Annotated in this window: 12 protein-coding genes and 1 pseudogene; 9 read left to right on the top strand and 4 right to left on the bottom strand. The window is 39.6% G+C overall.

The annotated features are described in order from the left end of the window. Positions 1-354 precede the first annotated feature (354 nt). From ACFX4L_RS23360 to ACFX4L_RS23345, 4 genes are all read right to left on the bottom strand, one after another. Positions 355-1,791, bottom strand: a complete 1,437-nt coding sequence (locus ACFX4L_RS23360; protein WP_377384418.1) for an amino acid permease — start codon at positions 1,789-1,791, stop codon at positions 355-357. A 374-nt stretch (positions 1,792-2,165) separates the two neighbouring features. Beyond that, complete coding sequence (rocF, locus tag ACFX4L_RS23355) at positions 2,166-3,119, bottom strand: arginase (RefSeq protein WP_061463155.1); 954 nt, start codon at positions 3,117-3,119, stop codon at positions 2,166-2,168. A gap of 804 nt (positions 3,120-3,923) precedes the next feature. Continuing rightward, positions 3,924-4,175 (bottom strand): hypothetical protein, encoded by a 252-nt coding sequence (locus ACFX4L_RS23350; protein ID WP_377406390.1) that lies wholly within the window; start codon positions 4,173-4,175, stop codon positions 3,924-3,926. Positions 4,176-4,246: 71 nt separating this feature from the next. Continuing rightward, the gene (locus ACFX4L_RS23345; protein ID WP_377406388.1) at positions 4,247-4,582 is read right to left on the bottom strand and encodes a hypothetical protein; all 336 of its coding nucleotides are present in this window, start codon (positions 4,580-4,582) and stop codon (positions 4,247-4,249) included. Positions 4,583-4,725: 143 nt separating this feature from the next. On the opposite strand from ACFX4L_RS23345, the gene ACFX4L_RS23340 reads away from it, so the two are divergent. From ACFX4L_RS23340 to ACFX4L_RS23300, 9 genes and pseudogenes are all read left to right on the top strand, one after another. Beyond that, a complete protein-coding gene (locus ACFX4L_RS23340) occupies positions 4,726-5,604 on the top strand; it encodes a hypothetical protein (RefSeq protein WP_377406385.1) in 879 nt (292 codons plus the stop codon). Positions 5,605-5,923: 319 nt separating this feature from the next. Beyond that, positions 5,924-7,543, top strand: a complete 1,620-nt coding sequence (locus tag ACFX4L_RS23335; RefSeq protein ID WP_284470796.1) for an amidohydrolase — start codon at positions 5,924-5,926, stop codon at positions 7,541-7,543. A gap of 102 nt (positions 7,544-7,645) precedes the next feature. Beyond that, positions 7,646-8,878, top strand: a complete 1,233-nt coding sequence (locus tag ACFX4L_RS23330) for a Zn-dependent hydrolase (protein WP_377384412.1) — start codon at positions 7,646-7,648, stop codon at positions 8,876-8,878. A gap of 135 nt (positions 8,879-9,013) precedes the next feature. Beyond that, complete coding sequence (locus ACFX4L_RS23325; protein WP_377384410.1) at positions 9,014-9,214, top strand: DUF3311 domain-containing protein; 201 nt, start codon at positions 9,014-9,016, stop codon at positions 9,212-9,214. Beyond that, the gene (locus tag ACFX4L_RS23320; RefSeq protein ID WP_377406384.1) at positions 9,211-10,695 is read left to right on the top strand and encodes a sodium:solute symporter family protein; all 1,485 of its coding nucleotides are present in this window, start codon (positions 9,211-9,213) and stop codon (positions 10,693-10,695) included. The genes ACFX4L_RS23325 and ACFX4L_RS23320 overlap by 4 nt, the downstream gene beginning before the upstream one ends. 73 nt (positions 10,696-10,768) lie before the next feature. Then, entirely contained in the window at positions 10,769-11,635 is an 867-nt protein-coding gene (locus ACFX4L_RS23315) for a nitrilase-related carbon-nitrogen hydrolase (RefSeq protein ID WP_377384406.1), read from the top strand. Between the two features lie 559 nt (positions 11,636-12,194). After that, entirely contained in the window at positions 12,195-12,512 is a 318-nt protein-coding gene (locus ACFX4L_RS23310) for a DUF3870 domain-containing protein (protein ID WP_284470792.1), read from the top strand. 197 nt (positions 12,513-12,709) lie between these two features. Further along, a pseudogene (locus tag ACFX4L_RS23305) lies at positions 12,710-13,837 on the top strand (DUF819 family protein); the annotation flags it as partial. Next, positions 13,833-13,905: hypothetical protein (locus tag ACFX4L_RS23300; RefSeq protein ID WP_377406393.1), on the top strand; the 73-nt coding region annotated here is incomplete at its 3' end. The pseudogene ACFX4L_RS23305 and the gene ACFX4L_RS23300, both read left to right, overlap by 5 nt.

Raw genomic sequence — 13,905 nt, 5'->3', positions numbered from 1 at the left:
ACTTAAAAAATTGTCGATGCAGGCGATGCTTACTTTCGCTGCCATTAATTTAAAGAAGATGGCCAATTGGACATGGCGAGGTCCAAAAATGGCCTAACATAGTGGGCTCGTAGAGCCCCAATCTCCTAACTTCAGGCAAAAATTCAAAGGGAATCTCAAAAAGGGGTTCGGAATTTTTTAATTCCGAACCCCTTTTGTCTACAAACTGAAATGTAACTTCCAATTAATTGTGGTTAAGTATAAAAAATACCCTGGGTATGAAACCATCCAGGGTATTTTTTCTTTATACTGATTTTATCGGAATCAAGATCGCTTTCCATCGCTATACTCTTTTCCACAGCCATCCGGATAAGATTAAATGACCATCTTTTTACCGGCATTTAATTGAACTTCCTGCTTAGGAGTTTCTGCTTTCTTGTTTTGCTTTACCCTAAAGTGATAAACCGCATAACATCCAAGGAAGAATGTCCCCCCGCAATAAAGGGCCATGCGCTGCTCGGGAACAAACGCAAGACTGATCATGACGATGCAGTTTGCTATCAAGGCAAGAATGGGGATGAATGGGTATAGCGGTACTTTGAATTTCAGATTTTCTACCTTTCCGCCTTGGCGGGTATATGATCTTCTAAAAGCAAGAAGACAAGCCGCGATTGCAATCCAGCCAATTTGTGCTCCTAATCCTGCAAGGGAGAGAAGAAAGACAAACACTGTTTTGGCGGCTACTACACTTGAAAGTAAAGACAAACCAGCTATTGCAAGGGTGATAAGCAAGGCATTAAGCGGAATTCCTCGCTTATTTACCATACCGAGCTTCGGACTTGCCATGCCTTCCTTAGAAAGCGAGTAAAGCATACGTGTTGCCGCATAAAGGCCGGAGTTTGCAACGGACAAAAGCGCTATTAGAATGATGAAGTTCATGATGTCAGCCGCATAAGGAACTCCGATACTATCCAATACAACAACGAATGGACTTTCAACGATTCCTGCCTGTTCCCTTGGAATCAGCGCTGAAAGAACAGAGACAGAAAGAACGAAGAAGAAAAGGGTACGCCAAACTGTTTGTTTGATCGATTTAGGTATGACCTTTTCTGGATTTTCACTTTCTCCCGCGGCAATTCCGATTAGCTCTGTGCCCTGGAATGAAAAGTTCACTGTAATCATTGTGATAAGCAGGGCCGATATCCCATTGGGGAAGAGGCCTTCACTGAAAAAGTTGGAGAAAAATGGTGCTTCTTGTCCACCTTTCATATCAATAAGACCAAACATGGCAGCACCGCCAACGATGATGAACAGAATGATGGCCAATACTTTTATGCTGGAAAAAACAAACTCCGATTCGCCAAATGCCTTTGCTGATAAAGCGTTTAGTGAAAATATGAGAAAAGCAAAGATTGCGCACCACATCCAAACGGGTGATCCAGGAAACCATCTTTGCATAAGCTGTCCTGCTGCCAGAAACTCTAAGGCAACTGTAACGGCCCAACCTAACCAGTAAAGCCATCCAATGGCAAAGCCGGTTCCAGGACCGATGAATTTTGTCGCATATGTCTGAAACGATCCGGAAACAGGCATGGCAACCGATAGTTCACCTAGACAAAGCATCGTTAAATACATGATGAAGCCGCCAACTATGTAAGAGAGGATAGCACCGATGGCACCTGCTTCATGAATGGTATAGCCTGAACCAAGGAAAAAGCCGGTACCAATACATCCCCCTATTGAAATCATAAATAAATGTCTAGCTTTCATACTCCGTTTTAATTCATTTGGTTGATTATCTGCTGTTTTCATTGAAAGACTCCTTTACCTGATGGGTGCAAACGGTTTCATTTATGTTGGGACGTTATTAGGGAATTTGTGTTCAACCACAAGTCTAAAAGCTTCGATTTTGAATCTTAGGAGATGTCGAATTCCCTCGGAAAAGAGATTACTTCTGCATTTAAGAAAGATGTGACAATGAACATAGGCATCTATGCAGAATAAACGATAGCGCCGCTTAATAAAGAAAAGGAAGCCAAGCGTCAGGAAACCAGGGTGTGAATTGAACATGTCGATCATCCGCAAATGGGGAGAGAAGCACCCTGATGTGATATTTCCAATGAAGCATCCATTAGTGAACTCTCTCTCTATTTCTATCAATAACTGTCATCTCAATAGGGTTCGATCTATTTTACATCTACCAGTAAACCTGAAGTGATAAGGTGGTCTTCCGCTCCATAAAGCAGTTTTTCTCCAAGTAATGAGCCCATTAATGCTACAGCAACTTCAGCTGTTTTATTATGCTCGTCCAATATTGGATTTATCTCTACAAACTCTGCAGATGTAATGATATTAGCTTCAGCTAGCATTTCCATGGCAAGATGGCTCTCACGGTAACTAATGCCTCCCATTACAGGCGTTCCGACCCCTGGTGCATCATCTGGATCAAGACCATCAAGGTCAAGGGATAAATGTACAAGATCCGTACGTTCTTTCAGATAGGCAATCGATTCTTCCATCACTTTTGTCATACCCATTCTATCAATCTCATGCATAGTATAGACTTTAATACCTTTTTCCCTGATTAGTTCTTTCTCACCTTGATCTAAAGAACGGGCACCAATAATGACAATATTCTCTGGTTTGACTTTTGGGGAATAGCCGCCAATGTTAGTCAGTACAGGGTGGCCAAGGCCTAAACTTACTGCAAGGGACATACCATGGATATTTCCTGATGGGGAAGTTTCGGCTGTGTTTAAATCGCCATGCGCATCATACCAAATTACCCCTAAATTTTCAGAATGCTTCGCTAAACCGGATAATGTGCCGATTGCTATACTGTGATCTCCCCCCAATACTAAAGGAAACCTATTTGATTGGATGACTTCATCCACTTTTTGACTTAATTTTTCATTACCTTCTGCAACATCCTGTAGATTCTTTAAATTTGTGTCGCTATCACTTTGTGCTCTTTCTTTTATCTCTACTATAATATCACCTTCATCACGGACAGTATAGCCAATGTTTTCAAGTCTTTCACTCAATCCTGCATATCTAATGGCACTAGGTCCCATATCCACTCCTCTTCTAGTTTGACCAAGATCCATTGGAACACCAATTATTGAAATTTCTTTCTTCATGTATAATTCTCCTCCTTCGATTTTTCTTCCCTAGTATAAGGGTAAAAGGCTAGATGACTCAACTCGACATTTTTTTGAATATTTATACGATTAAGAAAAGGGTGAAAGCTCTGGGTTAAAATTCCTATTTTTGAGTGGTGAAGTGTATAAAATCATTACCGTATAGGGTATGTGAATTAATTTAAAAAAGTGGGTTGAATACCTGTAAAATCTACACTCTTTTGATATTTCCGATGAGAGTGGGAGCTCGACCGATCAAAATCTCCCGTTAAGGACTCCGTTAAAAATATTGAATATTTTTATTAGGTATATTATTCAGGAAATGGAGCAGCCGCATATACAAATCATGGAAGGACATTTCGTTTTCATATTGAATAGGATTGTTTCTGACCAAAAACCAAGAGCTGTTTGCCAAACTGAGGTTAACTGTGAGAAACGAAATATAATAATCTATAGTCCATCATGTCGGCATAATCTATGTATCTTGGATTATTCATCCTCAGTATGTTTTTTGTACTAGTTGCAAATATCATGAAAAAACGACGAGCGGAAAAATCAAAGATATTTCCGACCAAAAGAATAGGAAAGTTTGTTGGAGAAAGTGGGAACTGCAGCCCCGATTTCATATTGGATCATAAGGGTTTGCTGCCGGAAAACAAAATAGGTAAAGTAGCGTCAGGCTATGATTGCTGCTCATATCGCTTTGTTAAAAAATATGAGTGCCATTAAAATGATTGACTCCATTCCTCATCTTCCAGAGGAACACCATTGCTAATGCTATATTCTACAATCATATTTCCATGTTTAAATCCATGCATCTTTTTTTAGTGCAGCGATAATTACAGTAAAGCGGTCTTCATCTGCATACTGTTTCTTACATGAAAAGGTGATCCGAATGGTTGGGACAACGTCATAATCTTTATAGCTTGCTGGTTTATTCGGATCAATCTTCAATTCATTCCCGATCCCCTCATCAAAGACCAAGACTAATTGATTCGAATCGCCTATTCCTTGTTGAATCTCTTCCCAATCATCACTTTCTGCAATATCTCCCATATCTTGGATATCAAAATGTCCCCCAGTTCATTTTCAATATAAGGCCTTATCTCTTTTTCAGCATCATCTTGCTATTCTTCAGATAAGAAGGTATCTGCCATTTCCCCTGTTTCATCATTAAAGTAAACTAAAAATTTAGTACCATATTTTTTATGTTTCACTTTAGTTGCATATTCAAAATAGTTGCAATTACCCATATTATTATAGAGGACATCATATATTTCCGTTTTATCTTCAAAGTTTTTCACTAAATACCGTTCAGCTTGAATTCTAACCTTTTTTTCTTCTTCAGGATCAGCTTTCATACTCTTTGTGATTGAAAACACAAGTATTACGACACGGCCATATTGAGTAAGAAAATAGTTAATAAAGTCAGTGAAATCTTTCTTGTTTTGCTCAAGGAACACCCTCCCGTTATCTCTGCTTATATTCAATTGAATTTAAGGAGTGCCTCTTTTTTAGCTGTGAAATCTAAATTATTTGCGATTCACATATCGGGATACTTTGTTACAATATTTATATAGATAGTACCCTAAAGGGAGAGATTTATTTGGAAACCTATCAAAGAGAAATGAATCATAACCGAGATGAATTCAGAAAGATGAGGTGGAAACAGCATCGTTCACAAGTTACAGGGTTATTCGATGCCGTTTTTTCGAAAAAAGAGATTGTTGATAAAATGGCTATCGTTGGTGCAGGGAATTGCGATGATTTGGATATCGATTATCTAGCAGCTAAATGCAATTCCATATATTTATTCGATATTGATATGGAAAGTATGGAAAAGGGTATAGAGAATTTGCCTGAACATACTCGAAAAAAAATTCAGCTTGTTGAAATCGATGTTACAGGCCTAGATAAAATGGATTTTGATCACCACCTATCTTCCATGCTGGATCGTGGTGAAAAGGCAGAGGAAATTATTCAGTATGTAAAGGATGCCGAGAATCGGTTAGGTCGGCTTTCTGAAAGTATTTTTGCCAATCATTATAATGGTTTTGACGTTATAGCAACTTCCGCCATTTATACTCAACTTTTTTATAATTGGGCCAAGGAACTGCTTTCTGATTACTCAAACCAATATCAAAATAAAGACGCAGAAGAAATAAAGAATGGACTTTTAGATCTAAGGGATGAGATAGTACGAACGTTGAATCACTCTATTTCTAAATGTATCAAGGAAAATGGATTCTATATTACATGGACTGATATCTTAAAAATCGAACCTGAGTATATGGATACCATTAATGAAGGGCTTGGTGCCATATTTGTCTTAGCTTCAAACGTGGGGTATGGGGCAGCATTGATTGGGATAAAATCTTTTATTGAAAAAGTGGGTAAAAGTGAATTATCCCTTCGGTATTGGCCATGGGATTTTAATGCAAATAAACAGTATTTGACCATTGGAATTATAGGGAGATTGAAATGATTGTCATACAACTGAAAAACGGAATGAAAGGGATAGGTAAGCATATCAACTGCTGTACCTATCTTTTTTTTGTTTCGTATAAGTCTCCTAAGGAATATTTTTATTCATCCATTTCTAAGGCTAGATAAATAGGGGACTTTTATCAATGAATCATACAAAGATAAGACATAATCATATGAAAGGTGTAAAAAAACGATAAAATTTTTGACTATTTGTCTAATGAATTCACAAACTGGTGTAGATATAATGAATCTATTAAAAACAGAATATTTCAATAAGTCAGGATATGGACAACAAAAGAAAAGGAAGTGGTGAGTGTTTGAAGGCTGATATCGTATTCATAAACGGCGAGGTCATAACAGTTGATCAAAAAAATTCAATCGCAGAAGCCTTGGCAGTTAAAGGAAATCGCATCTCGGCAGTTGGAACGAATCAGGAAATGAAGGTTTTTATCGGAGAAGAAACAAATGTGATTGACTTGCAGGGAAAGTCATTACTGCCTGGGTTTATAGATTCTCATATTCACCTTATATTGTACGGTGTCAACCAGTTGGCAGTAAGTTGTAAAGCTGAACATATAGAATCTGTAAAAGATTTGTTAATCGATCTGAAGAAGAAAGCTTCGACAATCCCTAAAGGTGAATGGATCCGCGCCTGGGGCTTCAATGAAACCGCTATGAAAGAAAAACGGTATCCAACAATTACAGAGTTGGATGCCATTTCAACAGACCATCCCATTATGGTAACCCGTACATGCAGCCATATAAGTGTTGTGAACAGCCGGGCGTTAGAACTTGCCCGAATTGATGAAAACTCAGAGAATCCAAAAGGCGGGATTATTGAAAAGGATAAGGCAGGGAGGAATACAGGCAAACTAATTGAAACAGCAAATATGATAATGGCCGACATTGCAAGCTATTCAGAAAGTGAACTGTTGAAAGCAGTGAAAATTGCATCGGAGCATTTCATTGCCGCAGGCATAACTAGCATTCATGAAGCTGGTGCTTATGGTCCTGAAAGTTTCCGTTTAATGCAGCAAGCCATTAAAAGTAAGGATATACGTGTCCGCATCTATGCGATGGTAGGTTCATTGAATAATTCGCATGAATTTGTAAACAAAGTGGTATCTTCTGGAATCGTAACCGGAACTGGGGACGAAAGATTTAAAATTGGACCGGCTAAATTGTTTACGGATGGCAGCAGCACCGGTCCGACGATCGCTACCCGTGAGCCCTATTCGAGTGATCCTGGCAATTTTGGCATTCTTTATTATAAAGAAGAAGAAATCTATCAAGTATTAGGTCAGGCACATAAAAAAGGCTATCAGATCACAGTACACGCCCAAGGGGACAGGGCGATAGAGATGTATTTAAATTGTGTGGAAAAGGCTTTGAATGAAACTCCAAGAAAAGATCATAGACATAGAATTGAGCATGCTGGAATATCTGCGCCAGATTTACAACAGAGGATGAAAGAACTTGGAATCATCCCAATCCCCAACCCCCCATTTCCTTATGAATTCGGTGATATATATATCGAACACTACGGTAATAGGGTCAACCGCATGTACGCCGCCCGTGATTATATTGATAATGGCATCTTGGCCGCAGGTGGATCTGATGCTCCCATTACTGATCACGACCCTTTATTAGGCATACATGTTGCAGTTAATAGAAGAAGCAGGTCCGGTATGAAGATAGGTACGGTTCAATCGATTAGCGTAATGGAGGCCATTAAACTATACACATGGAATGGCGCCTTTGCGAGTTTCGATGAGGATGTCAAAGGCAGCATAGAGGTAGGGAAGCTAGCCGATCTAGTAGTATTGAATGATAGTATATTGAAAGTAGATCCTCAAAATATCAAGGATTTAAAAGTTGAATCAACGATTCTAAACGGAGAGATTCTCTATCATAGGGAAACATTGGTGGAAATATAATCTATAGGAACTATTAAACGACAAAGACCTTAAACTTCAATTTTGTTGCTTAAGCCAACCTATGTAGAATTTAGCAGGTTATCTAAAAGGGGGATATTCATTATGAAAAAGCAAAAATTATTAATTAATGGTGAGAGACTGAGTCATACGCTCGAGAAATTTGCGGATTTCGGACGGACAGAAAACAACGGAGTCACACGGTTATCCCTGTCCGAGGAAGATCGATTAGTCCGTGATTACTTTTGCTCTTGTTGTAAAGAATTGGGGATGACCATTAAGGTTGATGACATGGGGAATATTTACGCTACTTTAACGGGACTTGAAGACAAACCGCCAATTGTTTTAGGATCACATATGGATACCGTGAAAAAAGGCGGGCGGTTTGATGGTATCTTGGGTGTAGCTGCCGGCTTGGAAGTCGTGCGGACGCTGGTGGAAAATAATATCCAGCCTAAAATTCCGGTAATGATCGTCAATTTTACGAACGAAGAAGGAGCCAGATTCGAACCTTCCATGATGTCTTCGGGAGTTCTTTCGGGTAAATTCGAGAAATCCATCATGCTGCAAAAGACGGATAGTGAAGGAACCACTTTCGAAAGTGCCTTAAATGCCATTGGATACGCAGGAAATGAAGAGTCCCGTTTAAAAGAAGCGACTGCATTTCTAGAATTGCATATTGAACAAGGGCCCATTCTTGAACGTGAATCGTTAACGATCGGTGTCGTTGAATGTGTCCTTGGAATGGTGTGCTATGAAATGGAAGTTACTGGAGAATCCGATCATGCGGGAACCACCCCGATGATTATGAGAAAGGATGCGTTCTTCACTGCGAATAGCTTGATTATGGAGGCTCGTCAGAAATTAGGCATGCTTGATGACGATTTGGTTTTTACGATTGGAAGGGTAAATGTGTTTCCTAATATCCATACGGTCATCCCTAATAAAGTAGTTTTTTCGCTAGAAGCAAGGCATAAGGATTTCAAGGTCATCGAAAAGGTGGAGGAAGTCATTGAAGGCCTTACAACCACAGGTATAGAAGGAGGCTGTGACATTCAAGTGAAAAAATTATGGGACAGGGATACCGTTTGGTTCGATAAATCAATTTGCAATTTGCTTGAACTATCGACCAATTCATTAGGTCTACCATATAAAAGAATGGTAAGCGGTGCTGGACATGATGCTCAGTTTATAGCTAGTTTTATACCGACTGCCATGGTTTTCGTACCAAGCATCAAAGGTAAAAGTCATTGTGAAGAGGAACTTACTACTTGGGAAGATTGTGAAAAAGGCGTCAATGTAATATTGGAAACGGTCCTTGCCATCCAGTCCAATTAAGGCGAATATATGTTTTGTTGAAAGAAGGAAATATCCGTAACTAACGTTTATGCTATCAAACCATCAGTTTTGTATGTAAGTCGACTTGACTGATGGTGATTCCATGTTAAGAACCTAACAAGGGGAGGGTATAATTTGAATGCTATTAAGCTATTGCTTTTTGTTCCATTCATAGGGTTCTTGGGTTTATTGCCCTATGCAAATAAAATAGAACCGTACATATTGGGAATGCCTTTTTTGTTATTTTGGGTTGCATTTTGGATGGTGATGGCTTCAGTTATTTTAATGATTGTCTATAGGTTCGATCCTGATAATAAAGGGAGTGATCCTGAATGAATATCTCATTACTCATCATTTCCATCTTCTTGGTGCTCGCACTTTATTTAGGGATCAAAGCAAGAAAAGGGAAGGATATGGATATGGAGCAATTTGCCGTAGGGGGCAGGGGCTTCGGTACATTCTTCATTTTTCTGCTGATAGCAGGTGAAATTTATACAACTTTCACATTTCTGGGCGGAAGTGGGTGGGCTTACTCAAAAGGTGCGGCTGCTTATTATGTTCCCGCCTATATATTCTTAGCCTACGTCCTATCGTATTGGCTTGTTCCTAAAATATGGAAATACTCCAAACGCCATTCCATTATCTCTCAGCCGGAGTATTTTGCATCTAAATACAAGAGCCGATCAATGGGGATGATCGTGGCCGTATTGGGAAGCCTAGCTCTCGTTCCGTACATAGTCATACAGCTCAAAGGATTAGGCATCATTGTTTCAGAAGCATCTTATGGAGCGATTTCACCAGTTGCTGCAAGTGTTATCGGTGCTGTAGTCGTAACTACTTATGTAATGATTTCAGGCATTCATGGGTCAGCATGGACTGCGATACTAAAAGATTTCATGATTTTGGTTGTCGTTATCTTTTTGGGGATTTACATCCCATTTCATTACTTCGGGGGCATACAGCCAATGTTCGAGACAGTCCAAGCGGCAAAACCGGAAATGTTAGTTTTGGCGGATCACGGATTGAGTCAGTCCTGGTTTGTGTCCACCGTTTTGCTGAATGCACTGGGATTTTATTTACTGCCACAAACTTTCATGGTTGTTTTATCGTCGAATGGTGAAAGAACCCTTCGCAAAAATGCCATTGCTTTACCCTTATACACACTGTTACTGCTTTTCGTCTTTTTCATAGGATATGCAGCTATCATGGAAATCCCGGGCTTACAAGGAGCAGATGGGGATCTATCACTGTTAAGGCTGGCGATTCAAACATTCGATCCATGGGTGATAGGGTTTATCGGAGCTGCAGGTTTATTGACTGCCCTTGTACCGGCTTCAGTCATGCTAATGGCTGCATCGGTAGGTCTGACAAATAGCTTTTTCAAAGTTCTGGTACCTTCTGCGAGTGAAACACATCAATTGATCGTCTCAAGATTAATTATTATTGGTATCTCAATAATCGCTTTAATTGTTACGGTAACAGGCGGCGAGGCTTTGGCCATCTTGAATATCATGTCATATAGTTTAATAACCCAACTGGCACCTGCCTTGTTTTGCAGTTTACCAAAAAATAATATAATTAATAAGTATGGTGCGATGACAGGAATCTTGGCAGGCGTCCTAATCGTTCTATATGCGACAATTGCAGATGTTAAGGTTGCGACATTCCTGCCGGGTATACCGCATGTAATTAATGATATCAGTACAGGTGTCATAGCTTTGTTAATTAATATACTAGTAACATTCATTGTAAGTGCACTGACTAAACATATCGCTATGCAAGAGAATGAAATGAATGATTTGAATAAAATATCCTGATTGCGTTTAATCAAGTTTTCCATGGGGATTACTGACAAGATGAACTGGTAGGGCATGATTTGGGAGGGATTTCGTGAAAATTAACATAACGGCTTGCCAATTCCGTGTAGAAAATGTGTCAACTTTCAATGAATTTCAGAAACAGGTGGAAGAATTGATCAACCAAGTTCCCGAAGACTCGGATTATATCATTTTTCCTGAATTGTTAACTATCGGGTTATCAGCGACCTTTGGAATACAGGATGCTTCATCCGTTATGAGGATTGATGAATATACCAATCAATATAAAGAACTTTTCAGGTCAATTTCAAGAAAAAGAAAACAGATCATTATTGCGGGCACGCATCTGGAACGCCGCGATAATGAATACTTCAATATTGCATACATTTTTGATAGAAACGGATCATACGTTGAGCATAAAAAAACTCATATCTTTCCTGCTGAAGCAAATTGGTGTACCTCTGAAGGCGATGATCTGGAGGTTTATTCCATTGGTCCGGTTAGGATTGGAATAGCAATATGTTATGAAGCGGAGATACCTGAAATTTCAAGAATATTATCAGTGAACGGGGCCGACATCATTTTTTGTCCATCATACACGTTTACAGAGGCTGGTTTTTGGCGAGTTCGCCATTGTGCACATGCACGTGCAATCGAGAATCAGGTATATTTTGTTCATTGCCCCACAGTTGGTGAACCAGGGGCACCCCTGCCGGACGGATACGGTCGTGCCAGTATACTTAGCCCCTGTGACAGTGCTTGGCCAGCAAATGGTATAGTAGTTGAGGCTGAAATGAATGAACATACCATTATTACCGGTACGGTCGATATAGACGAACTTTATGAGAATCGAAAAAGTGGTGCAGCAACCACTTTCAATGATCGTAATCGCAGAAAAGATATGTATGCGAAGTATGTGCCTTATGAGAAGCTGTATTAATCGGTTGGAAAAGACTTATTAATACAATAGTTCTCAGTTTGTCGACAAAAGGAGGTTCGGAATGCATCCCGAACCATGATATTAAAACACGACAATGAATAAAATATCATTAATTAGAATTTTACAAAAAAGCAAATGCGGTTAGCAGAGGGAGCTTGGCATGAACTTTTCTATATTGGTTTTGATCATCATGACATTTGCATTAGTCAGCACCATTGCAATAGGCGGGGAAAATGACGAAAATTATTCAGGTGCGGTTCAAGGTAATTTTGGCTAGATTAACAAGGATTTATGCAGCGTATTTCAGCGTATTAGTTTAGGAGTAGGTTTTTGTTTAATAATGGGTCATTTCGTCTTAATCGAAAGCCATTACTCGTGAAGTCAGCGCTTTTCTATTTCATTGCCGGAGGAATCGGGAATTAACTTAATATACGAAATATATTGTCAAATGCATATTGCATATAATAGAATATATGTAGCCATTTCATATTGTAATAATATAGATAGACACCCTATTTATACCTGTTACGATGTCTGTAATGGCAGGAGGCACAAAAGTATGTTTCATCAGAAAACAGTATATATAGTCGGCGAATCGAAGGCAGCTTCTAATAACCCTATTACACAGCAATTCAACTGCTTTTTTATCGGGTTCGTCATTGATAGTGATACACATGAAATAGTGGATGTGGAATGCTCGACAACGATATCGCTTACATCAAGGTTCATTCAATCCATGTTAGTGGGCAAATCCATTCTTCGACCCGATGAATTGGAAAAAGAAATTGAGAAACGTTACTTTGGGTCATCTCAGAAAGCACTGGCCGTCGCTCTAAGAAATGCGAGCATTAAATATCATCAACTTTATAAGTTATAGCTGCTTCATTTGTTATTCGCAATTGAAATCCAGCTGTTAAAGAGTGTGTAGGCGCTCTTTGGCAGCTGGATTTTTTATGTAGGGCTTCGTTAGGCTTCACTGTCGAATTTGATTTCTTCTGCTTATTGTCTTTTTACCGAAGATGAAAATGACATTTTAGTTTAATAGAATCCCTTAAATATAAGGAGGTATGGGAAATGATTCAAGACGGTGTGATGTTTGTCTGTTTTTTATTGGCATTTACTGCAGTGATTGCGGTAGCGGAAAAAAAGATAGGAGGAAGGTTCTTCAAGTATGTTCCTGGTATTGTCCTTATTTATATTGGAGCTGCTCTGATGAAAACATTTGGGGTATTTTCAGATAGTGAATCAGTCGAAAGTGCATATAGCACCATACGTGGCCTCCTGCTGCCTGCCATGTTGATGCTCATGCTTTTGCAATGCGATATGCGAAAAATAATCAGACTCGGACCTAAGATGCTTTTAACTTTTTTTGCCGCTTCATTCAGTATCATCGGCGGGTTCACTCTTACTTACGTTTTAATGAATGGTTTTTATGCGGAAGGAACATGGAAGGCATTTTCTGCTTTAAGCGCAAGCTGGACTGGGGGATCTGCCAATATGGTGATTTTGCAAGGCATACTCGATGTACCTGAAAATATTTTTGGCTATGCGTTAATCATGGATACAGTCAATTATTCCATTTGGGTCATGTTCTTGTTTTGGCTGGTGCCTCTTGCAGGAAAATTCAATATTTGGACTAAAGCGGATACATCTTTCATTGATCAAATGACATCTGAGCTTGAAGCAGGGGAAACCGCCAAGACGGAATTTGGATTCGTGGAATTGATTGGTTTCTTGGCACTTGCTTTAATTGTATCAGCAGGGGCAATCAAAATTGGGGAAAGCCTGCCAGTACTGGGTGCCGCTGTGAATGGAACGACTTGGACGATCATCATCGCTTCGACCGTAGGTTTAATTCTGGCTGTCACAAAGGTTGGACGTATTGCCGGTTCCATGGAAATTTCAAAAGTCATGCTTTATATAGTCATTGGTTTAATTGCTTCCCATGCCGATTTTTCACAGCTGTTTCAAGCACCTGTGTATATTTTATCCGGATTTATGATTCTATTCTTTCATGGATTGATCATGGTCATTTTGGCCAAAATCTTTAAGTTGGATCTATTTACAATGGGAGTTGCCTCATTGGCCAATATAGGGGGTGTGGCATCAGCCCCTATATTGGCAGGGGCATTCAACCGTGCGCTAATACCGGTCGGGATTTTGATGGCTGTACTCGGCAGTCTTCTGGGTACCTACAATGGGAGTTGCCTCATTGGCCAATATAGGGGGTGTGGCATCAGCCCCTATATTGGCAGGGGCATTCAACCGTG

This window comes from Peribacillus sp. YIM B13482, assembly GCF_042787975.1.
Classification (GTDB): domain Bacteria; phylum Bacillota; class Bacilli; order Bacillales; family DSM-1321; genus Peribacillus; species Peribacillus simplex_A.
The sequence above is the reverse complement of the archived record's forward strand: the minus strand, read 5'-3'. Positions and strand labels throughout refer to the sequence as shown.